The 22,486-nt window shown below is 72.3% G+C and carries 19 protein-coding genes; 7 read left to right on the top strand and 12 right to left on the bottom strand.

The annotated features are described in order from the left end of the window. Positions 1-65: 65 nt before the first annotated feature. Positions 66-647, top strand: coding sequence for a YqgE/AlgH family protein (locus B0I31_RS16095; RefSeq protein ID WP_106616204.1), 582 nt, complete (start codon positions 66-68; stop codon positions 645-647). Here the strand turns inward: B0I31_RS16095 and B0I31_RS16090 are convergent. Beyond that, entirely contained in the window at positions 644-1,051 is a 408-nt protein-coding gene (locus tag B0I31_RS16090; protein WP_106616203.1) for an SdpI family protein, read from the bottom strand. The genes B0I31_RS16095 and B0I31_RS16090 overlap by 4 nt on opposite strands. A 103-nt stretch (positions 1,052-1,154) precedes the next feature. On the opposite strand from B0I31_RS16090, the gene B0I31_RS16085 reads away from it, so the two are divergent. Then, positions 1,155-2,270, top strand: a complete 1,116-nt coding sequence (locus B0I31_RS16085; protein ID WP_106616202.1) for an esterase-like activity of phytase family protein — start codon at positions 1,155-1,157, stop codon at positions 2,268-2,270. Between the two features lie 149 nt (positions 2,271-2,419). Beyond that, positions 2,420-5,221, top strand: coding sequence for a leucine--tRNA ligase (gene leuS, locus B0I31_RS16080; RefSeq protein ID WP_106616560.1), 2,802 nt, complete (start codon positions 2,420-2,422; stop codon positions 5,219-5,221). Positions 5,222-5,254: 33 nt separating this feature from the next. On the opposite strand, the gene B0I31_RS16075 is transcribed toward leuS, so the two are convergent. Together B0I31_RS16075 and B0I31_RS16070 are read right to left on the bottom strand one after the other, a co-directional pair. Further along, positions 5,255-5,857, bottom strand: a complete 603-nt coding sequence (locus tag B0I31_RS16075) for a hypothetical protein (RefSeq protein WP_146173863.1) — start codon at positions 5,855-5,857, stop codon at positions 5,255-5,257. A gap of 182 nt (positions 5,858-6,039) precedes the next feature. Then, positions 6,040-6,777, bottom strand: coding sequence for a TetR/AcrR family transcriptional regulator (locus B0I31_RS16070; protein ID WP_106616200.1), 738 nt, complete (start codon positions 6,775-6,777; stop codon positions 6,040-6,042). Positions 6,778-6,898: 121 nt separating this feature from the next. Between B0I31_RS16070 and B0I31_RS16065 the strand changes: the two genes are divergently transcribed. Next, on the top strand, positions 6,899-9,025 hold the full coding sequence (locus B0I31_RS16065) for an MMPL family transporter (protein WP_106616199.1): 2,127 nt from the start codon (positions 6,899-6,901) through the stop codon (positions 9,023-9,025). A 9-nt stretch (positions 9,026-9,034) separates the two neighbouring features. Here the strand turns inward: B0I31_RS16065 and B0I31_RS16060 are convergent, their stop codons facing one another. Continuing rightward, positions 9,035-10,048: a YncE family protein gene (locus tag B0I31_RS16060; protein WP_106616198.1), complete on the bottom strand. Its 1,014-nt coding sequence runs from the start codon at positions 10,046-10,048 to the stop codon at positions 9,035-9,037. Between the two features lie 286 nt (positions 10,049-10,334). Then, on the bottom strand, positions 10,335-12,425 hold the full coding sequence (locus B0I31_RS16055) for a DUF2339 domain-containing protein (protein WP_106616197.1): 2,091 nt from the start codon (positions 12,423-12,425) through the stop codon (positions 10,335-10,337). 97 nt (positions 12,426-12,522) lie between these two features. Between B0I31_RS16055 and B0I31_RS16050 the strand changes: the two genes are divergently transcribed. Then, a complete protein-coding gene (locus B0I31_RS16050; RefSeq protein ID WP_106616196.1) occupies positions 12,523-13,392 on the top strand; it encodes a ribokinase in 870 nt (289 codons plus the stop codon). 76 nt (positions 13,393-13,468) lie between these two features. Then, positions 13,469-15,100, top strand: a complete 1,632-nt coding sequence (gene ptsP, locus B0I31_RS16045) for a phosphoenolpyruvate--protein phosphotransferase (RefSeq protein ID WP_106616195.1) — start codon at positions 13,469-13,471, stop codon at positions 15,098-15,100. On the opposite strand, the gene B0I31_RS16040 is transcribed toward ptsP, so the two are convergent. Further along, the gene (locus B0I31_RS16040) at positions 15,094-15,966 is read right to left on the bottom strand and encodes a LysR family transcriptional regulator (protein ID WP_106616194.1); all 873 of its coding nucleotides are present in this window, start codon (positions 15,964-15,966) and stop codon (positions 15,094-15,096) included. The two genes, ptsP and B0I31_RS16040, sit on opposite strands and share 7 nt — an antisense overlap. A gap of 51 nt (positions 15,967-16,017) precedes the next feature. Here B0I31_RS16040 and B0I31_RS16035 point away from each other — a divergent pair, with 51 nt between their 5' ends. Further along, on the top strand, positions 16,018-16,212 hold the full coding sequence (locus B0I31_RS16035; protein ID WP_106616193.1) for a hypothetical protein: 195 nt from the start codon (positions 16,018-16,020) through the stop codon (positions 16,210-16,212). A gap of 4 nt (positions 16,213-16,216) precedes the next feature. Here B0I31_RS16035 and B0I31_RS16030 read toward each other — a convergent pair whose 3' ends face one another. Genes B0I31_RS16030 through macS form a run of 6 tightly spaced genes read right to left on the bottom strand, consistent with a single transcriptional unit; the run spans position 16,217 to position 22,301 of the window. Then, a complete protein-coding gene (locus B0I31_RS16030; RefSeq protein ID WP_106616192.1) occupies positions 16,217-17,395 on the bottom strand; it encodes a glycine C-acetyltransferase in 1,179 nt (392 codons plus the stop codon). After that, complete coding sequence (tdh, locus tag B0I31_RS16025) at positions 17,395-18,429, bottom strand: L-threonine 3-dehydrogenase (protein ID WP_106616191.1); 1,035 nt, start codon at positions 18,427-18,429, stop codon at positions 17,395-17,397. The genes B0I31_RS16030 and tdh overlap by 1 nt, the downstream gene beginning before the upstream one ends. Positions 18,430-18,465: 36 nt before the next feature. Next, positions 18,466-19,926: an SDR family oxidoreductase gene (locus B0I31_RS16020; protein WP_106616190.1), complete on the bottom strand. Its 1,461-nt coding sequence runs from the start codon at positions 19,924-19,926 to the stop codon at positions 18,466-18,468. 42 nt (positions 19,927-19,968) lie between these two features. Next, the gene (locus B0I31_RS16015; RefSeq protein ID WP_106616189.1) at positions 19,969-20,544 is read right to left on the bottom strand and encodes a DUF1707 SHOCT-like domain-containing protein; all 576 of its coding nucleotides are present in this window, start codon (positions 20,542-20,544) and stop codon (positions 19,969-19,971) included. A 3-nt stretch (positions 20,545-20,547) separates the two neighbouring features. After that, entirely contained in the window at positions 20,548-21,198 is a 651-nt protein-coding gene (locus tag B0I31_RS16010; RefSeq protein WP_073897864.1) for a response regulator, read from the bottom strand. Beyond that, a complete protein-coding gene (gene macS, locus B0I31_RS16005) occupies positions 21,195-22,301 on the bottom strand; it encodes a MacS family sensor histidine kinase (RefSeq protein WP_106616188.1) in 1,107 nt (368 codons plus the stop codon). The genes B0I31_RS16010 and macS overlap by 4 nt, the downstream gene beginning before the upstream one ends. Positions 22,302-22,486: the final 185 nt, after the last annotated feature.

Genomic DNA, 22,486 nt, shown 5'->3' with positions numbered 1-22,486 from the left:
CGTCGATGCCGCTTCCGCGCCGTCCGCGTGCTGCGTCGCCGGGACCGAGGGCGTTGTCTGGGATCATGCGTGGTGTGCGCGCTGATGCCGACGTCGAACCGGGTTCCCTGCTGGTCGCGGCACCGACTCTGACCGACCCCAACTTCCTGCGGACCGTGGTCTACGTCATCGACCACCGGGAGGAAGGCAGCCTCGGCGTGGTGCTGAACCGCCCGAGCGAGGTCGCGGTCCACGACGTGCTGCCCGCGTGGGGGCCGCACGTGACCAGGCCGCAGGCCGTCTACATCGGCGGGCCGGTGGAGCAGAAGACGGCGCTGTGCCTGGCCGCGCTGCGCACCGGCGAGGACCTCGCGTCACTCGACGGCGTGGTCGGCGTGCACGGTCCGGTGGCGTTGGTCGACCTGGACGCCGACCCGGACGCGCTGGTGGCGAAGGTGCGCGGGATGCGGGTGTTCGCGGGCTACTCGGGCTGGGGCGAGGGCCAGCTGGGCAACGAGATCGCGCGCGGCGACTGGATCGTGGTGAAGGGCCTGCCCGACGACGTGCTCACCCCGCCGAACGTCGACCTGTGGGGTCGGGTGCTGCGCCGTCAGGGCATGCCCACGGCGCTGATGGCGACCTTCCCGACCGATATCCGGAGGAACTAGGCCCGCGTCAGGACGCTGCAGCCGCCGCCGGCGCCGGAGCACGCGCAGCCGCCGCACCCGGCCGGTGCCTGCTCGGGAACCGCCTCGGCGGCCCGGTGGCCCAGCACGCCGCCCGCGCTCGCGACCACCACGCTGCCGACCAGCGCGACCAGGCCGATGACCAGCGCCAACGACGGGTTCACCGCCGCCGCGACGGCCGCCACGAGCGCGATCGCACCGGCGGCCACGTTCGGCACCCCGGCGATCTTGTTGGCCAGCGCGAACGTCTCGTCGTCGCGCAGCGTGGCCTTGGTCCGCACGCCGAAGAAGCGGTTGCGGTGCAGTCGGCCCCGCACGCCGAGGAAGCCGATCGTCGCGAACGCGACACCGATCAGACCCAGCACCACAGGCAGCACGATGTTCACCCTGACGAGGGTAGGCCGGTCCTTCGATCTTGGTCGAACCAGCCCCGGCTTCACCCGAAGGTGTCCTTACGGACGGCACCGCCCGCTCGGGAAGCTCGCAACCATGAGAATTCGATCTTGCGTGGCCGCCGCGGTCGCCGTCGCCGCGCTCACCTCGGCCGCGCCCGCCGCCTCCGCCGCGCCCACCGTCCGCTTCCTCGGCCACACGACCCTGCCGCACGCGCTGCAGTTCGCGGACACCACGGTCGGCGGCCTGTCCGGCGTCGACCGCGACCCGAAGACCGGCGAGTACGTCCTGATCAGCGACGACCGCTCGTACACCGACCCGGCCCGCTTCTACACCGCCGACCTGCGCATCGACGACTCCGGCGTGCACGACGTCCGCATCACGGGCACGCACGCGCTGCGCCACGCGGACGGCGGCACCTACTCGCGGCCGTCCCTGGGCGACGGCCGCACCGTGGACCCCGAGGAGATCCGGGTCGACCCGGTGACCGGCGACTACTGGTGGAGCCAGGAGGGCGACCGGCCCACGACCCCGGGCCAGACCCTCGTCCAGCCGTCCATCCAGCAGGCCGAACGTGACGGCGCTTACGCGAGCACCCTGCCGCTGCCGGAGAACTACGCCTACACCCCCGACCGCGGCCCGCGCCGCAACCTCGCCCTCGAAGCGATCACCTTCTCCCGCGACGGCGCGCTGCTCACCAGCGTGGTCGAGGGCCCGCTCCTGCAGGACGGCGAGGTGCCGACCGCGCAGAAGGGCGCCCGGACCCGCCTCACCGTGCAGACCCGCGACGGCGTGGTCGTGCGCCAGCACGCCTACCCGCTGGAACCGCTGTTCGCCGAGCCCGAGCCCGGACCGTGGGGCCCGGACGCCGGCGTGCCCGCCATCCTCGCCGACCCGAGGGTCCCCGGCCGCTACTACGCCCTCGAACGCAGCTGGGTGCCCGGCGCGGACTACAAGGTCCGCCTCTTCCAGGTCGACATCGCCGGTGCGACGGACGTGCGCGACCAGGACGTCCTCGCCGACGACGTCCGCCCGGTCCGCAAGAGGCAGCTCGCCGACCTGCACGACTTCCCGCTGCCTGTGATCGACAACGTCGAAGGCCTCACCTGGGGCCCGACCCTGCCCACCGGCGAGCGCACCTTGCTGCTGGTCAGCGACGACAACTTCGCGGCCGAGGAGTTCACCCGGTTCATCGCGCTTGCGCTGCGCTGATACCGTTGACGACATGAGCAAGGCCCGCCTGCTCCTTAGCTAGCCGCGCAGACCTCGACAGCCAGGTCCGCGCGGCAACCCCTCATGCCCTTCCGGGCTGGGGGGTTTCGTCATGTCAGGGGCAGGTACCGATGGAGAGGGACATCCCGATGAGCACCGACGCGGCGGACGCGACGCCCGCCTACCGCTACACCGCCGAGCTGGCCGGCGAGATCGAGCGGCGCTGGCAGCAGCACTGGGAGGAGCAGGGCACCTTCCACGCGCCGAACCCGGTCGGGCCGCTCAAGGGCGACGTGCCCGCGGACAAGCTGTTCGTACAGGACATGTTCCCGTACCCGTCGGGCGCGGGCCTGCACGTGGGCCACCCGCTGGGCTTCATCGGCACCGACGTGTTCGCCCGGTACCACCGGATGAACGGCCGCAACGTGCTGCACACGATGGGCTTCGACGCGTTCGGCCTGCCCGCCGAGCAGTACGCCGTGCAGACCGGGCAGCACCCCCGCAAGACCACCGAGGACAACATCCAGACCTACCTGCGGCAGATCCGCAGGCTGGGCCTGGGCCACGACGAGCGCCGGCGAATCTCCACCATCGACCCGGGCTACTACAAGTGGACCCAGTGGATCTTCCTGCAGATCTTCAACTCCTGGTACGACCCGGCGGCTGGCAGGGCCAGGCCGATCACCGAGCTGGAGGCGCAGTTCGCCTCGGGTGAGCGGGCCACGCCGGGCCGGCCGTGGGACGGGATGTCCCGGGTGGAGCGGGAGAAGCTGCTGGGGCAGTACCGCCTGGTGTACCTGTCCGAGGCGCCGGTGAACTGGTGCCCCGGCCTGGGCACCGTGCTGGCGAACGAGGAGGTCACCGCGGACGGCCGCAGCGAGCGCGGCAACTTCCCGGTGTTCCGGCGCTCGCTGCGCCAGTGGATGATGCGGATCACCGCGTACTCCGACCGGCTGATCGACGACCTGGACCGGCTGGACTGGCCGGACAAGATCAAGGCGATGCAGCGCAACTGGATCGGGCGCTCGCACGGCGCCCGGGTCAAGTTCGCCGTCGCCGGGCACGACGGCGTGGACGTCGAGGTGTTCACCACCCGGCCGGACACGCTGTTCGGCGCCACGTACATGGTGCTGGCGCCCGAGCACCCGCTGGTGGACGTGATCGCGTCCGCCGAGCAGGCCGACGCGATCGCCGCCTACCGCGCCGAGGTCTCCCGCAAGTCCGAACTGGACCGGCAGGAGAACAAGGAGAAGACCGGCGTCTTCACCGGCGCGCACGCGGTCAACCCGGTCAACGGCGCGCGGATCCCGGTGTACGTGGCGGACTACGTGCTGATGGGCTACGGCACCGGCGCGATCATGGCGGTGCCCGGCCAGGACCAGCGCGACTGGGACTTCGCCAAGGCGTTCGACCTGCCGATCATCCGGACCGTGCAGCCCCCCGCCGACTTCGAGGGCGAGGCGTACACGGGCACCGGCCCGGCGGTGAACTCCAGCCACGGGAGCAGCGTCAGCCTGGACGGGCTGGACGTCGACGAGGCCAAGAAGAAGATCATCGCCTGGCTGGAGGAGCAGGGCCGCGGCGAGGGCACCGTGCAGTTCAAGCTGCGCGACTGGCTGTTCTCCCGGCAGCGGTACTGGGGCGAGCCCTTCCCGATCGTGTACGACGAGGACGGCACACCGATCGCGGTGCCGGAGTCGATGCTGCCGATCGAGCTGCCCGACGTGGACGACTACTCACCGCGGACGTTCGAGCCGGACGACGCGAACTCCGAGCCGTCGCCGCCGCTGTCGCGCGCCGAGGACTGGGTCACCGTCGAGCTGGACCTGGGCGACGGGCCGAAGCGGTACCGGCGCGAGACCAACACCATGCCCAACTGGGCCGGTTCGTGCTGGTACCAGCTGCGGTACGTGGACCCGACGGAGACCGAGCGGTTCGTCGACGAGGAGAACGAGCGGTACTGGCTGGGCCCGCGCACGGCCGAGCACGGCGCGACCGACCCCGGCGGCGTCGACCTGTACATCGGCGGCGTGGAGCACGCGGTGCTGCACCTGCTGTACGCGCGGTTCTGGCAGAAGGTGCTGTTCGACCTGGGCCACGTGTCCGGTGACGAGCCGTACCGGCGGCTGTTCAACCAGGGCTACATCGAGGCGTACGCGTACCGCGACTCGCGCGGCACCCCCGTGCCCGCCGAGCAGGTCGAGGAGCGCGACGGCAAGTACTTCTTCGAGGGCGAAGAGGTCAAGCGCGAGTACGGCAAGATGGGCAAGAGCCTGAAGAACGTCGTCACGCCGGACGAGATGTGCGAGAAGTACGGCGCCGACACGTTCCGGCTGTACGAGATGTCGATGGGCCCGATGGACGTCTCGCGGCCGTGGGCGACCAAGGACGTCGTCGGCGCGCAGCGGTTCCTGCAGCGGCTGTGGCGCAACCTGGTCGACGAGACCACGGGCGAGCCGAGGGTGACCGGGGAGGACCCGGGCGAGGAAGCGCTGCGACTGCTGCACAAGACGATCGCGGGCGTGCACGACGACTTCGCGAACCTGCGCTACAACACGGCTGGCGCGAAGCTGATCGAGCTGAACAACCACGTCACCAAGCACTTCCCGGGCGGCGCGCCGCGCGCGCTGGCCGAGCCGCTGGTGCTGATGCTGGCACCGCTGAGCCCGCACGTCGCCGAGGAGCTGTGGTCGAAGCTGGGCCACACCGAGTCGCTGGCGCACGGGCCGTTCCCGGCGGCGGAGGAGAAGTACCTGGTCGAGGACACGGTGGAGTACCCGATCCAGGTCAACGGCAAGGTGAAGGCGCGCGTGGTCGTCCCCGCGTCGGCGTCGGTGCCGGAGATCGAGGCGGCGGCGCTGGCCGACGTGAAGGTGGCCGAGCTGCTGAACGGCGGCACGCCGCGCAAGGTGATCGTCGTGCCCGGCCGGCTGGTCAACGTCGTGCTGTAGCGGGGTTCACGGACAGGGTTCACGGACAGGGGTTCACGGGCGCGGCAACTGGGCGGCCACTTCGGTCATCGCGTCGAGCAGGTCCGGCTCGACGTGCCCGGTCGCCGGTTCCGACTCGGCGATGGTGATCGTCGTGTCCTTGATCTCCGACCAGTAGTGCTGGGCGGTGAAGTGGACCTCCGGCAGGCCGACGACCGTGCCGCTCAACGGCTGCACGTCACCGGAGCCCGCGACGTCGATCACCCGGTCGAACTGCCGGGCCTGGTTGCGCCCGGGGAACGTCACCCACACCACGGACACCACGGCCGCGTTACCGGCCTGGTCGCCCACGGCGAGCAGCAGGCGGTCGAGCGAGGTGCACGGCGTGCGCGCGAAGAAGTCGCGCACCTGGCCGAACGAGTTGGCCAGGCAGTCGAGCTCCTGCTTGACCGCCTGCTTGCTGATCCCGACACCCAGGTGGCTCATCGCGCCCGCGGCGTCACCGCCCCGGGCCGCGCGCTTGGCGTCCCACTTGCGGACGCTGATGCTCTCCACGGGGGCGGCACCGCCACCGCCGCTCGCGCCCGAGTTGAGCGCCGCGCCACCGGCGCCGCCCGCGCCCGCGAGGACGACGAGCACCGCGGCCACTAACGCCACGCCACCGGACCCCTTGTCCGAACTCTTCCGTGCCACCATCCCCCCGCCCCGAGAAGTTCTCGCCGTGCGGCCACCACATGCAACCCCGCCCGGGTGCCACCGGTTGCGCCACGGGGACGAAAAGCCCTCGAACGGCCCAGCAGGTATGCCCGGAAGTCGCACGTCACGGCTGCGGGAGGTGACTAAAAACCCATCTCGCCGAGGATCTGCGCCAGCATCGAGTCGAACATGGGCTCGGGGTTGGACACCGCGAACGGGAAGCGGCCGAACACCTCCAGGGCCACGTGGCCGTAGATGCGCACCCACGACTGCGTGATGTGGTAGACCGCGCCGAGCGGCAGGACGGTCCCGTCCACCGCGACGCCGCGGTCGTTGACGGTGGCCAGCAGGATCTGCTGGAACGCGGCCAGGTCGGCGTGCAGCTCCTCGGGCACGTCGTCGTCGCCGAGGTCGTCCGGCAGCGGGTGGCTCGCGATCAACCTGCCCGCGACCTCCAGGAACACCCGGCCGAACTGGTCGCCGACCTGGCTGCGGTCCCCGTTCGGGCCGCACGAGCCGAGGGTGTCCTCGGTGGACGCGAACACGAGGGTGAACTCCTGCGGGTGGGCGAGCGCCCAGCGCCGGAAGCCGCGGCACACCGCGTAGACCTGCGCGCTGACGTCGTCCTCGTCGATGCGCGAGAGGTCGGCGTCCAGCTCCGCGGCGAGGTCGGTGCAGACGTCCTCGGCGAGCCGGCGGAGCAGGTCCTCGCGCGAGTCGTAGTACCGGTACAGCGCGGGGGCGGTGATGCCGACCTCGCGGGCGATGGCACGCAGAGTCACGGCGTCCCGGCCGTGTTCCACGAGCAGGGCACGCGCCTGTCGCCTGATATCCCGCTCGGTCTCCACCCGTAGTCGCTCGCGGCGAGTGGCCTCGGTCATAGTCACCCAATCAGGTTGTAAACGGTGTTCACCCGGGTATAGCTTCGGGACGAGTCAGTGAACGGTGTTTACGTAGTTGACGCCATTCACCCAACCGTAACCCACCTGCCTGGGAGGACGCGTGTTCGCGAAGTGGGGATCGCTGGCGTACCGCCGCAGGTGGGTGGTGTTGATCGCCACGGTGGCCCTCGCGGTGGTCGGCGGCATCTGGGGTCTCGGCGTGTTCGACCGGCTCAGCCAGGGCGGCTACGAAGCGCCGACGAGCGAGGCCGCGCGGGCCAACGAGGTCGCGCAGGACGCGTTCGGCCGCCAGGGCGGTGACGTCCTCGCGGTCTACGACACCACCGACCCGGCCCAGCTCCAGCGGATCTCCACCGAGCTGGCCGACCTGCCGACCGACGCGGTGCTGAAGGTGCTGCCGCCGGTGCCGTCGCCGGAGAGCGGCAAGTCCCTCGTCGTGATCACCCTGCGCTCGGGTGACAACAACACCCAGCTCAAGCAGTACGAGCAGATCGCCGACCAGCTCCAGGTCGACGCGCTGGACGCCCAGGTGGGTGGCCTGGTGCCCACCCAGAAGGCCATCAACGACATGTCCGCCTCCGACCTCACCAAGGCCGAGGCCGTGTCGCTGCCGATCGTGCTCGTCCTGCTGATCATCATCTTCGGCGGCCTGGTCGCCGCCTCGCTGCCGGTGCTGGTCGGCGGCCTGGCGATCGCCGGTTCGCTCGGCGTGCTGCACGCCGTCTCGCTGGTCGCCGACGTGAACTCGTTCGCGGTCAACGTGGCCAGCCTGCTCGGCCTCGGCATGGCGATCGACTACGGGCTGTTCATGGTCGGCCGGTTCCGGGAGGAGCTGGCCGCGGGCCGCGACACACCGGACGCCGTGCGCCGGACGGTCATGTCGGCGGGACGCACCGTGCTGTTCTCCGCGACGCTGCTGGTGATCGCGCTCGCCGGGCTAATGCTGTTCCCGCAGGGCTTCCTGAAGTCCCTGAGCTACGGCGGCATGTCGGCGGTGGCGATCGCGGCGGTCGTGTCGCTGACCCTGCTGCCCGCGCTGCTCGCCGTCCTCGGCCACCGGGTGGACAAGCTCGCCTTGCCGTGGCGGAAGAAGAAGACGCCGTCCGAGGGCGGCTGGCGCAGGCTGGCCGGTCGGGTGATGAAGCGCCCGGTGCTGTTCGCGCTGCCGATCGTGCTGGTGCTGCTCGCGCTCGGCTCGCCGTTCCTGGGCGTGAAGTTCGGCGAGGTCACCGAGAAGGTGCTGCCCGAGGGCAACCCGGCCCGGGTCGCCGCCGAGACGATCAACACCGACTTCGCCGCGCTGTCCAACTCCGGCTTCAAGATCGTGGTGACCGGCGACCCGTCACCCGCCGACGTGCAGGAGTTCGTCGCCGACGTCGGCGCGGTGCCCGGTGTCGGCGAGGCGCAGGTCGCCGCCGAGCCCGCGAACGGCGTGTGGCTGATCAACGCCGGGCTGGACCAGGACGCGTTGAGCGACGAGTCCAAGCAGGCGCTGCGGGACGTGCGCGCGTTGGCCGGGCCGGGTGACGAGGTGCTCGTCGGCGGCAGCACCGCGATGGTGACCGACAGCCTCGACGCCATCGCCGACAAGCTGCCGCTGATGATCGTGCTGCTGGTCGGCGCCACGTTCGTGCTGATGTTCCTGGCGTTCGGGTCCGTGCTGCTGCCGATCAAGGCCGTGGTGATGAGCGCGTTGAGCCTGTCGGCCACGTTCGGCGTGCTGGTGTGGGTGTTCCAGGACGGGCACGGCGCGTCGCTGCTCGGCGTCACGCCCGCGCCGCTGGAGTCCGGGATCGTGGTGCTGATGGCGGCCGTGGTCTTCGGGTTGTCCACCGACTACGAGGTGTTCCTGCTGTCCCGGATGGTCGAGGCGCGCGGTCGTGGCGCGTCGACCGAGGAAGCGGTGACGGCGGGCCTGGCGAAGACCGGGCGGGTGATCACGGCGGCGGCGCTGCTGCTGATCGTGGTGACCGGCGCGTTCGCGTTCTCGCAGATCACGATGATGCGGTTCGTCGGCGTCGGCATGATCCTGGCACTCGCGCTGGACGCCACCGTCGTGCGGATGCTGCTCGTGCCCGCGGTGATGAAGATGCTCGGCGACGCTGCTTGGTGGGCGCCGGGGCCGCTGCGGCGGATCCAGGAGCGGATGGCGATCCACGAGGAGGCGCCCGTGGAGGACGAGATCGCGGGCGAGGACGGCAACCAGAAGTTGGCGCAGCCCGTCTAGCGCCTCTGCTCAGGAGAGGTCGAGGGGTTCGAACGCGATGGCCGTGGCCGTGAAGCCGCGGCCTTCGTCGTTCAAGCCGCTGAGCTGCAACGTGGTCGTCACCCGGTGGTCGGTGCTGTCCAGCACGGTCACCGTGTTGCCGGTGGACAGGAACACGCGGCGGTCACCGGGCGGGATGGCCAGCGTCCTGGCCTTGAGCCGCAACACCTTCGTGGTGCGGGTGGTGGTGTCGACGACGGCGACGCGGCGGTCCAGCGCGACGTAGACCCGCCGCCCGTCCGGGGTGACCGCGATGCTGCCCCCGCCCTTGCCGACCGGTGTGGACCAGCGCAGCTCGTCCGTGCGCGGGTCGATCATGGAGATCGTGCCCGCGCCCTCGCCCGGGTCGAGGGAGCTGACGTAGACCGCGGCACCGTCCGGGCTGACCGCGACGTGCTGCGGCATGCCCTCCACGTCGATCGTGGTCTTCGGGCTGGCGGTCTCGGTGTCGAGCACGCTCACCGTGCCGTCCTGCGCGTTGGCCACGTACAGCCGGCGGCCGTTCGGCGTGACCGCGATGCCCTGCGGCTGGCCGCCCGCCTTGATCGCCGCGACCAGGCGGAACGTCACCGGGTCCACCACGGCCACCGCGCCGCCGCCGGTGACGTAGAGGCGTTTGCCGTCCGGGCGCAGCACCGCCTGCGCCAGTTTCGCGCGGGTGTGGATGCGGCCAACCACCTTGCCCGCAACCGGGTCGACCGCCGTGATCACGCCCGCCCAGCCGTTGACCACGTACACCCGGCGGCCACCCGGCCCGACCGCCGCGCCCGTGGTCCACGCGCCCGTGTTCGCGCTCGCCAGGACCCGCCCGTCGGTGGTGTCGAGGGCCTGCACGTGGCCGTCGCGCTCGATCACGTACGCCCTGGGCACGGGCGTGCCGGCGGCGGTGACGATGTGCGGGCGGTCTTGGCCCGCCGCGGCGAGTGCGGCGGCGAGGAGGACAGCGGCGGTGCCCAGGGCTGCGGTACGTCGTCGTCCCCACATGGCTCGATGGGAACACCGCCGCGCGGTCGGGTTCCACCTTCGTCCTACGTGCGAGTGCCTTTTGTGCCGGACCGGGTGATGTGGGGTTCCCGGTGTCCGCCCTGGCTGCCGCCCGCGGCGGCGGGACGGGCGGCAACGGCGGCGGTGCGCCCGGCGCCGGTCGCTCGGGGGGCGAAACGACCGACGCCGGACCCCTGCCGGTGCCGGAGCACCGGTGGTCGTACCCCGACGACGTAGACCTCTACCACCAGGTTGACGCAGTCCGGGCCGTTTTGGATCCCGAGAGCTACGAATCAGCCGAAATTCGTCGAGTTGCCACCAGCTTGGCGTAACGGGTGCCCGCCGTCAGGAGGACGAGGCCGGCGCCGATGAACGCGAGCACGCGCGCGATGCCGTCCAACGCGGCCAAGTCGAACAGCAGCAGCTTCGCCACCGCCGCCCCGACCAGCACCAACCCGGCCACCCGCAGCGACTTCCGGTCGATGCCGCGCACCAGCAGCACCAGTGCGGCGACCGTCCACGACACCGTCACGATCGAGTGACCGAAGAGGAACCCGGTCACGTCCTGCGACACCAGCAGCGCGGCGCACAACACGACCCCGGCCGCCGCGTACAGCAGCACGACACCCGCCGCGATCCACGGGAACGGGTGCCTGCCCAGCACGCGCAGGCCCGTCGCGACCCACGGCAGCACGACCGTGAGGCCACCGAGGACCAGCGCGGTCAGCATGCCGGACACCAGGAACCCCGCGCCGTCCACACGCCACGGTTCGTCCAGCAGCAGTCGCGGCGGCACCGCGTACGCGACGGTGAGCAGGAAACCGATGCCGCCGAACGCGAGCGACCCGACCAGCGGACCGCGTGACGCGAGGACCTTGGCCAGGAACGCCAGCACCAGGGCTTCGGCCAGCACCACCGCGGCACGCGTGCTGCCGTCGAGGGCGAGCGCCGTCGCCTGGAACAACGCGAACACGCCGACCGCGCCGACCGCCGCGCTGAAGTTCTTCGGCAACGACCGCCGCCCGACCGCCCACAACGCCAGCATCAGCACGGCGACGGAGCCCGCGACACCCGCGCCGAGGTAGCGGTCGAGCACGGCGGTCGTGAGCAGGGCGGGCATCGGCGAGCCGATGGCGAGGGCGAGCGCGGTGATGTCACCGGGCCGGACGTGGACGGTGAGGACGGCGGCGGCGACTCCGATCACGGCGGCCAGCAAGGAGATCCCGGCCAGCACGTACTCGTCCGCGCGCCCGATCACCAGGACCGAGGCGATCAGCGGTGGCACGCCCGCGGTGACCGCGAGCCACGGCCAGTCGCGCTTGAGGTGCACCGGGCTCGCCGCGATCTTCAGGACCAGCAGGAATGCGACGAGCAGCGGCGTGAACCCCTCGGTGAGGACGGGCGCGCACACGGCGCAGGCGGCGACCACGCCGATGGCGAGGGCGGCCGAGTCCCAACGCAGGGCGAGCAGGAGCCCGGCGCCCGCGATGAGCAGTCCGGCGGCCAGGCCGCCGCCTTCCGGCAGGTACTCGTAGATCGAGGTGGCCGCGATGACGTCCAGGTAGAGCACGGCGATGCCGGTGGCGGCGAGGGCGAACGCGCCGGTGCGGCCGGCCGGGGTGCGGTGCAGCCACAGGCCGAGGCCGACCAGCACGCCACCCAGCGCGGCGCCGCCGAGGACGCGGGGCAGCGGGCCGAGGTAGCCGCGCTGGACGGCGAGGACGAGGAGGAGGACGACGCCGAGCAGCGTGACCGCGCCGCCGACCCAGGCGAGGAACTTGCTGCCCGCGCCGTCCTTGCCGAGCCGGTCGAAGAGGGTGGGGCCGGGCGGCGGCGGAGGGGTGGGCGTCCAGTGGTGGGTGGGCGCGCCCCAGCCCGAACCGCCTTGGGGTGGCTGGTAGGTGGGCTGACCTGCGACGTACCCGGCCTGGCCCGGTGTGGTGGGACCCGTGGGCCGGGGCGCGGCTTGCGGGGCGGGACCGGTGTGCCGGGTCGTGGTCGGCTGGGCCGGGGCCGGCGCGGTGTGGCCGGTCGGGGAGGTCGGCGCCGGCGCGCCGGGGACGGTCTGGGAGGTCGGCCGGCTCGCGGCGGGATCGGTGTGCGAGGCCGATTGGCTCGCCGCCTGCGCGGTCGCCGTGATCGGCCGGGTCCGGTCCTGCGCGGCTTGACCGGCCGGTGCGGGTGCGGTCGGCTCACTCGCGGCGGCCGAGTCGGCGGGTGCCCGGTCCACCGTCTCGACGGGTGCCCGGTCCAGCGTCGCCACCGGCTGTGCGCTGCCGACCCGGTGCAGTTCCTGGCCGACCGCTTCCAGGCGGCGGCCCAGGTGCCCGAGTTCGTCTGCCAGCCTGATCAAGGGGTCCTGCCCGGTACCGGTCATGTGACCAGGATCGCCGCGATCCGGTGTATCCGGAATCCGTACCACTACTCAACCGGGTACCGAACCGGTCACGCCCGGACCTGGCACAGTTCCCGTCGTGACTGTTCTCGTGCTCGGTTCGGCCAACGCGGACCTCGTCGTCGCGGTGCCACGCCGCCCTGCCGGCGGTGAGACGGTGCTCGGCGGCGACACCGTCGTCCTGCCCGGCGGCAAGGGCGCCAACACCGCCGTCGCCGCCGCCCGGCTGGGTGCCGAGGTGGCGTTCGTCGGGGCCGTGGGCTCGGACCAGTACGGGGAGCTGCTGCGGGGGTCGCTGTCGTCGTCCGGCGTGCGCACCGACTTCGTCCGCACGTCGTCGCGGCCGACCGGCTTGGCGTACATCACCGTGACGCCGGACGGCGAGAACGCGATCGTCGTCGCACCCGGCGCGAACTCCGACGTGGGCGTGTCCGATGTGGAGGCGGTGAGGTGGGACGACGTCTCGGTGCTGGTGTGCTCGTTGGAGGTGCCCGTGCCCACGGTGGCGCACGCGGTCGAGGTCGCGGCGTCGCGCGGCGTCCGGCCGGTGCTGAACCTGTCGCCGGTGGTCGAGGTGCCGGCGGAGACGTTGGCGCTGCTGGACCCGCTGATCGTGAACGAGCACGAGGCGGCGTCGCTGGCGCCGTCGTTCGAGGGGTTGCCGGCGTTGGGTCCGAAGTCCGCCGTGGTCACGTTGGGCTCGCGCGGCGCGGCCGTCGTCACGCCGTCCGGTGTGGTGGAAGTCGACGCGCCCGTGGTGTCCGTTGTGGACACCACGGGTGCCGGTGACGCGTTCGCGGGCGCGTTGGCGGTCGGCCTGTCGTCCGGCTGGTCGTTGGAGGAGTCCGCCCGGTTCGCCGTCCGCGTGGCCGCCCTGTCGGTGACGTCGGCCGGCGCGCAACCGTCGTACCCGACCCTGGAGCGGGTGCGAGAAGATCGGAAAGAGTGAAAGCGGTAGCGCGTCGGGGCACGGTGGCGTTGGCTTGTCCTTCACGTCCCGTCGAGCTGGGGGTATGGTCTAGACCATGTCGAGTGCGCGGCTGAGTGGTGTCGGGGTGAGTTCCGGGCGGGCGTCCGGGCCGGTGGTCCGGGTCGCCGAGCCGCTGGGTGAACCGGCCGCGGGGCCCGCGCCGACCGATCCCGCGGCCGAGGCCGCGCGGATCAGGCCCGCCGCGGACGTCGTCGTGGCCGGTCTGCGGGCACGGGCCGCCGCGGCGAGCGGTGAAGCGAAGGACGTGCTGGAGACGACCGCGGCGATGGCGGCCGACCCCGCGTTGCTGTCCCAGGCAGAGAAGCTGGTCACCGGGGACTCGCTGCCCGCCGCACGGGCCGTGCACCAGGCCGCCGCCGGGTTCATCACCGCCCTCGAAGCGGCGGGCGGGTACATGGCCGAACGCGCCCGCGACGTCCGCGACGTGCGGGACCGGCTGGTCGCCGAACTGCTCGGCGTGGCCCCGCCCGGCGTGCCGCCGCTGCCCGCGCCGTCCGTGCTAGTGGCCCGCGACCTCGCGCCCGCCGACACCGCCGGCCTCGACCCGGCCAAGGTGTTGGCGCTGGTCACCGAGGAGGGCGGCCCCACCTCGCACACCGCGATCCTGGCCCGCTCGCTCGGCATCCCGGCCGTGGTCGCGTGCCGCGGCATCCTCGACCTCGACGTGCCGGCCCTGCTCGTGGACGGCGACACCGGCGTGGTGCAGGCGTCCGATGGCACGGTCCGCGCCGCGCACGTCGCCGGACGGGCGGAGTGGAACGGCGTCGGCGTGCTGCGCGACGGCTACCGGGTGAAGGTGCTCGGCAACGTCGGCTCGCCCGCGGACGCGGTCGCCGCGGCGGCCGGTGGGGCGGAGGGCGTCGGCCTGTTCCGGACCGAGTTCTGCTTCCTGTCCGCCGCGGCCGAACCCTCGGTGGACGAGCAGCGCCAGGCGTACGCGGCGGTGCTCGCGCCGTTCGCGGGCAAGCCCGTCGTGGTCCGCACGCTGGACGCGGGCGCGGACAAGCCGCTGCCCTTCCTGGCGCCCGACCCGGAGCCCAACCCGGCGCTGGGCGTGCGCGGCCTGCGGGTCGCCTTCGACCGCCCCGACGTGCTGGAACGCCAACTCGAAGCGATCGCCCTGGCCGCCGCCGACACCGACGCCGAGGTGTCGGTGATGGCGCCGATGGTCGCCACCGCCGCCGAGGCCGCGTGGTTCGTGGAACGGGCGCGGGCGGCCGGCCTCCGGCGCGCGGGCGTGATGATCGAGGTACCGGCGGCGGCCCTGGTCGCCGAGGAGATCCTCGCGGTGGTCGACTTCGTCTCCATCGGCACCAACGACCTGGCGCAGTACGTGTTCGCGGCGGACCGGCAGGTCGGCGCCGTGGCCGCGCTCAACGACCCGTGGCAGCCCGCCCTGCTCCGGCTGGTCAAGCTGGTCGGCGACGCGGGCACGGCCCTGGGCAAGCCGGTGGGCGTGTGCGGCGAGGCCGCCGCCGACCCGTTGCTGGCGTGCGTGCTGACCGGGTTGGGCGTGACGAGCCTGTCGATGAACCACACGGCGCTGGCGGGCGTCGGCTCGAGACTCGCCGCCACCAGCTTCGACCTGTGCCAGCTGGCGGCCCGCGGCGCGGTGGCGGCAGCCGACCCGGCGGCGGCGAAGCTGGCCGCCCGAGCGCCTCACTGACCGACGGCGTCCAGCAGGGCATCGCGCACGAGCCTGATCAACGGGTGCTCCTCGCTGCCCCGCCGCACCGCGGCCACCACGCGCCGCAACGGGGCCGTGCCGCGGACCGGCACACCGCGCACGGCGTTGCGGGGCACCAGGGCCACACCCGCGCCCGCGTGCACCAACGCCCCGACCGCCCGGAAGTCGTCGGACGTGTGCGTGATCCGCGGCGCGAAGCCGGCGTGCTCGCAGGCCAGCTGCACGACGTCGCGCACCGGGTTGCCGGGCAGCGGCACGACCCAGTCGTCGTCCGCGAGGTCGGCCAGGTCGACGTCCGCCCGCCCGGCCAGCGGGTGCTGCGCGGGCAGCACCACGTCGAACGGCTCGGTGTAGAGCGGGAACCGGGTCAGCCGCCGGTCGTCGGTGCGCAGCCGGTACTCCTCGGTGATCGCCAGGTCGATCTCGCCGTCGAGCAGCAACGGCACGCTGGCGTGCCCCTCCACGTCGCGCACCCGCAGCGTCACGTCCGGCGCGGACACCCGCAGCGCGGCCAGCGCGGGCGCCACGACCTGCGTGATCGCCGACGCGAAGCTGCCGACCTCCACCCGCCCGGTGGCGCCGGAGGCGAACGCGGCCAGCGTCGCCTGCGCCCGTTCCAGCTCGGCGGCCACCGCGTTGGCGTGCCGGACCAGCAGGTCGCCGGCGGCGGTCAACGACACCCGCCGTCCCCGCCGGCGCAGCAGCGCGTGCCCCACCTCGGACTCCAGGGCGGCCAACTGCTGCGACACCGCGGACGGCGTGAGGTGCAGCGCGTGCGCCGCCGCCGTCACGGTGCCGTGGTCGGCGAGCGCGCGCAGCACCCGCAGCCGCCGTGGGTCGATCACGGTCCCGTTGTCACGACGTGCACGCCCGGCGCGGGTGCGGTACCAAGAGCCATGCGTTCGCTCCGCACCACCGAAACGGTCATCGCCGGCCTCGGCCTGCTCGTGCTGGTCGTGTTCGGCTTCGTCGTGCCCAGCGCGCGGGCGGGCGAGCTGGAGATGAACGGCGTCGTCGTGACCCTCTCGATCCTGGTGTCCGCGATCCTGCTCCTGTTCGCCGGCATCTGGGGCAACAGCGGCAGGAAATGAGGCTTCACATCCGGTCGCGGGCCGCGACGAACGCGTCCACCGCGCGGTTCACGTCGTCGGTCGAGTGCGCCGCCGACATCTGGGTCCGGATCCGCGCCTTGCCGTGCGGCACGACGGGGTACGAGAAGCCGATCACGTAGATGCCCTGCTCCAGCAGCAGGTCGGCCATCCGGGACGCCTCGGCCGCGTCGCCGATCATCACCGGGATGATCGGGTGCTCGCCCGGCAGCAGGTCGAAGCCCGCCTCGGTCATCCGCGACCGGAACAGCGCGGTGTTCTCGCGCAGCCTGGTCAGCAGCTCGCCGGACGAGCTGAGCAGGTCGAGCGCGGCGATCGCGGCGGCGGTGATCGACGGCGCCAGGGAGTTGGAGAACAGGTACGGCCGCGACCGCTGCCGCAGCATCTCCACGATCTCGGCCCGGCCCGAGGTGTAGCCGCCGGACGCGCCGCCCAGCGCCTTGCCGAGCGTGCCGGTGACGATGTCCACCCGGTCCTGCACGCCGAACAGCTCGGGTGTGCCGCGGCCGTTCGGCCCGGTGAAGCCGACCGCGTGCGAGTCGTCCACCATGACCAGCGCGTCGTACCGCTCGGCCAGGTCGCAGATGTCGTCCAGCGGCGCGAGGTAGCCGTCCATGGAGAACACGCCGTCCGTGGCGATGAGCCGGTAGCGGGCGTCTGCGGCGTCCTTGAGCTGCCGCTCCAGGTCGTCCATGTCCCGGTTCTTGTACCGGTACCGGCGTGCCTTCGACAGCCGCACGCCGTCGATGATCGACGCGTGGTTCAGCTCGTCGGAGATGATCGCGTCGTCCGCGCCGAGCAGCGTCTCGAACAGGCCGCCGTTGGCGTCGAAGCACGAGCTGTACAGGATCGTGTCCTCGGTGCCCAGGAACTCCGACAACCGCCGTTCCAGCTCCTTGTGCGGTTCCTGCGTGCCGCAGATGAACCGCACCGACGCCATGCCGAAGCCCCACCGGTCCAACGCCTCGTGCGCGGCCTCGACCAGTCGCGGGTGGTCGGCCAGGCCCAGGTAGTTGTTGGCGCAGAAGTTGAGCACCTCGGCGCCGGAGCCGACCCGGACGGCGGCGCTCTGCGGCGTGCCGATCACCCGTTCCGCCTTGTAGAGCCCGGCCGCGCGGATCTCGTCCAGGCCCGCCCTCAGGTCCTCGCGCATCGCGCCGTACATCAGTGAGCTCCCGTCCAGTCGAGGATGACCTTGCCGCACTTGCCCTCGCGCGCCGTCGCGAACGCCTCGTCGAACGCCGTGTAGTCGAACCGGTGCGTGATCACCGGTGTCAGGTCGAGGCCGCGTTGCAGCAGCACCGACATCGAGTACCAGGTGTCGAACATCTCCCGGCCGTAGATGCCCTTGATGTGCAGCATCTTGAGCACGACGCTGCTCCAGTCGACCGCGAACTCCTCGGCGGGCAGCCCCAGCATGGCGACCCGCCCGCCGTGGGCCATGTTGCCGATCATCTCCTGCAGCGCGACCGGCTTGCCGGACATCTCCATGCCGACGTCGAAGCCCTCGGACATGCCCAGCTCGGCCTGCGCCTCGGCGATCGTGCGCTCGGCGACGTTCAGCGCGAGGTCCACGCCGACCTCGCGGGCCAGCTCCAGCCGGTGCTCGCTGACGTCGGTGATGACGACGTTGCGCGCGCCCGCGTGCTTGGCCACGGCCGCCGCCATGATCCCGATCGGCCCGGCACCGGTGATCAGCACGTCCTCGCCGATGACCGGGAACGACAGCGCGGTGTGCACGGCGTTGCCGAAGGGGTCGAAGATCGCCGCCACGTCGAGGTCCACGGGTGCGCGGTGCACCCAGGCGTTCTGCTCGGGCAGCACCACGTACTGCGCGAACGCGCCGTCGCTGTGCACGCCGAGGCCGCGCGTGTTGGCGCACAGGTGCCGCCGGCCCGCCTTGCAGTTGCGGCACGTGCCGCAGACCAGGTGGCCCTCGCCGCTGACCAGGTCGCCGACCTTCACGCCGGTCACCGACGGTCCGGTCTCCACCACCTCGCCGACGAACTCGTGGCCGAGCACGAGCGGGGCGTCGATGTTGTGCGCGGCCCACTCGTCCCACGAGTCGATGTGCAGGTCCGTGCCGCAGATGCCGGTCCGCAGCACGCGGACCACGACGTCACCGGGACCGGGGGTGGGGTCCGGGACGTCGGTCAACGACAGCCCCGGCCCGGCGGTCGCCTTGACCAGTGCCTTCATGCGGGCGAGTGTGCTCCTGGCCCGTTGTGCAGTCCATCAGGACTTTCTGAATTCACTCGTTAGTTCAGCTTCATTGGCGATGTTGCGGGCCATGCCGCCGAACACCACGCCGTGGAACGGCCACACCAGCCACCAGTACACGTGCCCGGCCAGCCCGCGCGGCACGAACACCGCCCGCTGCCGGTACACCGACCCGCCGTCCGCCGCCGCGACCCGCAGCTCCAACCAGGCCAGGCCCGGCACCCGCATCTCCGCCCGCAGCCGCAGCAGCCGTCCCCGGTCGAGCTCCTCGACCCGCCAGAAGTCCAGCGCCTCGCCCACGTGCAACCGCCTCGGATCACGCCGCCCGCGCCGCAGCCCGACCCCGCCGACCAGCCGGTCCAGCCAGCCGCGCACCGCCCAGGCCAGGGGGAACGAGTACCAGCCGTGCTCGCCGCCGATGCCCTCCACCACCTGCCACAGCCGCTCCGGTGACGCGGCGGTCCGCCGTTCCCGCACGTCGACGTAGGACGAGCCGCCGGACCACTCGGGGTCGGTGGGCAGCGGGTCGGCGGGCGCGCCCGGCACCGACGCGCCCGACCAGCGCGTCTCCACGTCCGCGTCGCGCACCTTGGCCAGCGCGAGGGCCACCGCCCGGTCGTACCCGGTGTTCTCCCCCGGCAGGTAGGTCTCGATGTCGTGCTCCCGGCACACCACCTCGTGCACCAGGGACTCGATCAACGGCGAGGCGATCGACCGAGGCACCGGCGTGACCAGGTTGACCCAGTGGGCGGACAGGTGGGGCGTGAGCACCGGCACCGGCAGGACGCGGCGCCGGCGCAGCCCGGCCACCCGCGCGTACCTCAGCATCATGTCCAGGTAGGTCAGCACGTCCGGGCCGCCGATGTCGAACGCCCGGTTGACGTCGGCGGGCAGCCCCACCGCGTCGACCAGGTACCGCAGCACGTCCCGCACCGCGATCGGCTGGACCCGGTTGCGCACCCAGCGGGGCGTGACCATGACCGGCAGCCGCTCGGTGAGGTAGCGCAGCATCTCGAAGCTCGCCGACCCGGACCCGATGACCACCGCCGCCTGCAGCACCACCGCGGGCACCGGGCCGCGCAGGAACACCTCGCCCACCTGCCTGCGCGAGGCCAGGTGCGGCGACAGCGCCACCCCCGGCGGGTGCAGCCCGCCCAGGTAGACGATCCGCCGCACACCCGCGTCGGCCGCCGCGCGTGCCGTGTTCTCCGCCGCACGGCGATCCGCGTCGGCGAAGTCCGGGTCGCTCAACGAGTGGACCAGGTAGTGCACGACGTCGACATCGCGCACCGCCGCCTCCAGCGACGCCGGGTCCAGCACGTCGCCGCGCACCACCTCGACCTGCCCGGCCCACGGCACGTCCCGCAGCTTGCGCGGGTCGCGGACCAGGCACCTGACCCGGTGGCCCGCGGCGAGCAGCCGGGGCACGAGCCGTCCGCCGAGGTAGCCGGTCGCGCCGGTGACGAGGCAGTGCACGACACGATCCTCGTCGTCGGGCGGCCGGACCGCACGACGGCGTCACGCGTGCCGCAGCCAGCGGCCCTTCTTCTTTTTCTTGATCTCCACGTTGCCCGCGCGCACCTGGCCGTGCACGACGAAGTGCGGTTGGCCGTTCAGGCCCGTGCCCACCTTGTCCTTCAGGTTGCTCGCCGCCAGCTCCACGCCGTCGGCGTTGACCGTCGCGCCCTCCGGCAGCACCAGCTTCACCGACCCGGCGGTCACGTCCAGCTCGATGTCCACCACCGCGTGCGGGATCGAGGCGTCGCGGAAGTCCAGGTCCGTCGTGCCCATCCGGTTGCGCACGACGAGCTGCCGCGGCACCGCCCAGTTGCCCTTGCGGTTGACCGTCGACATGGTGGACTTGAGCTCCTGCCGGTCCGCCGGCACGGCGAGGACCTGCTCGTCGTGCACCATGCCGGGCAGGTCGAGCAGCACCGCGTTCAGCTCGCCGCGGGTGCGCGCGGCCAGCGCGGTGTCGGTGCGCTCGGTGAACTCGTCCAGCGTGATCAGGCCCCGGCCGATCGCCTTCTGCAACAGGCCGACGACGTGCTCGCGCTCGGCGTCGGACACCCGGAACTGCTTGGGGTCGGTCATCGCTCAGCCCTCCGGTTCGACGTCGAGCCCGTGCTCGATCGCGTACCGCGCCAGCTCGACGCGGTTGTGCAGCTGCAGCTTGCGCAGGGTGGACTGCACGTGGTTCTCGACGGTGCGGTGCGAGATGACGAGCCGGTTCGCGATCTGCCGCGCCGTCAGCCCCTTCGCCACCAGCCTCAGCACCTCGGTCTCGCGCTCGGTGAGCTGCGGCTTGTCGTCGTCCGGCGTGGCGGCCATCCGCCGGTACTCGCCGAGCACCAGCCCGGCCAGCCCCGCGGTGAACACCGCGTCACCCGCCGCGGTCCGGTTCACCGCCTCCACCAGCTCCTCGGCCGACGCCGACTTCACCAGGTAACCGGACGCGCCCGCCTTCACCGCCTCCAGCACGTCGCTGTGCTCGCCGCTCGCGGACAGCACCAGCACCCGGGTTCCCTCCAGCGACCCGGTGATCATCGTGGTGGCCTCGACACCCGTCGTCTCGCCGAGGTTGAGGTCCATCAGCACCACGTCCGGCCGCACCGCGCGGGCGATCCGCACCGCCGAGGCGGCGTCACCGGCGGTCGCGACCACCTCGAAACCGCGCTCGGACAGGTCACGCGCGACACCGTCGCGCCACAGCGGGTGGTCGTCCACCACCATCACGGACACGCTCATCTGTAGACCCGCACCTCCCATTCGGTGCCCTCCCCCGGCCCCGTCTGCAGCTCGAGGGTCCCACGCAGCGCCTCCACCCGGCCCCGGATGGACTGGGCGACGCCCATCCGCCCCTCCGCCTCGGCGGACGCGAGCCTGCCCTCGGGGATGCCGGGGCCGTCGTCGCGGACACTGATCACGACCTCGTCGCCGAGGTCTTCCAGCAGCACCCACGCCCGCGCGTCCGGTCCTGCGTGCTTGTCCACGTTGGACAACGCCTCGCGCACCACGGCGGTCAGCTCGAACGCCGTCGCGGCGGGCAGCATCACCTGCGTGGCCGGCGTGGACACCTGGAACCGGGACGTGGCCAGCAGCTGCAGCGCAGGCCGCAGGTCCGCGTCGCCGTCCACGGTGGACTCGGTCGGCGCGGCGGCCACCAGGGACCGCAACGCCACTTCCTGCTCACCGGCCAGCTCGGCCAGTTCCGCCGCCTCGCCGCCGAGTTCCGTGCCGCGCTTGCGCACGCGTGCCAGCACCTGGAGCACACCGTCGTGAATGGACCGCGCCAGCCGCTCGCGCTCGGCCGTGGCCGCCTCGGTCCGCAACGCCTGCGCCAGCCGCACCGCCGAGCGGCGCGCCGTGGACGACGCCATGCCGACCACGAGCCCGGCGCCCGCCAGCAGCACCACGTCGCGCACCAGGTCGACGGTGAGGCCGCCGCGGTTGAGGTAGGTGCTCAACCCGACCACGAACCCGGACACCGCGCCCGCCACCTGACCGCCCAGCGCACCGGCCGCCACCGGCGGGCACGCCGCCCAGATCGTGGTGATCAGCGGGACGTCGAACAGGAACTGGGCGTCGGTCATGATCAGCGGCGAGAGGGACATCAGCCCGCACGTGATCGCCACGTCGACCACCACGACCCACGTCCGGCGACCGCTCTCCCGGCTGTAGGCCTGGATGGTGAACACCGACCACAGGACCATCGCCGCGATCGTCACCCACGCCAGCCACGGTCGCTCGTAATCGTCGCGCTCGACGATCACGTTGCCGAAAGCGAACAGGAGCGTCACTACGCGTAGCGCTGCTGTTCCCCGCCAGAGGTGCGCGACCGGGTCTTCCATGGCCGCTGTCCCCTGGTCGGCCGGCTTTGTGTGCACGGTGTGCTCCCTTCGCCCTCATCTTGCCGTGTCGGAGTGGCGCAGCTAACCCCCAGGTGGCCGTCTGTTCCGATACCGACACCTGTGGAAAGCTGACGGGAGTCACCGAGCGTGATCTCGCGGAGTCTGATTGCCTCCGGGGGTGAAGA

The organism is Saccharothrix carnea, assembly GCF_003014735.1.
Classification (GTDB): Bacteria; Actinomycetota; Actinomycetes; order Mycobacteriales; family Pseudonocardiaceae; genus Actinosynnema; species Actinosynnema carneum.
The sequence above is the reverse complement of the archived record's forward strand: the minus strand, read 5'-3'. Positions and strand labels throughout refer to the sequence as shown.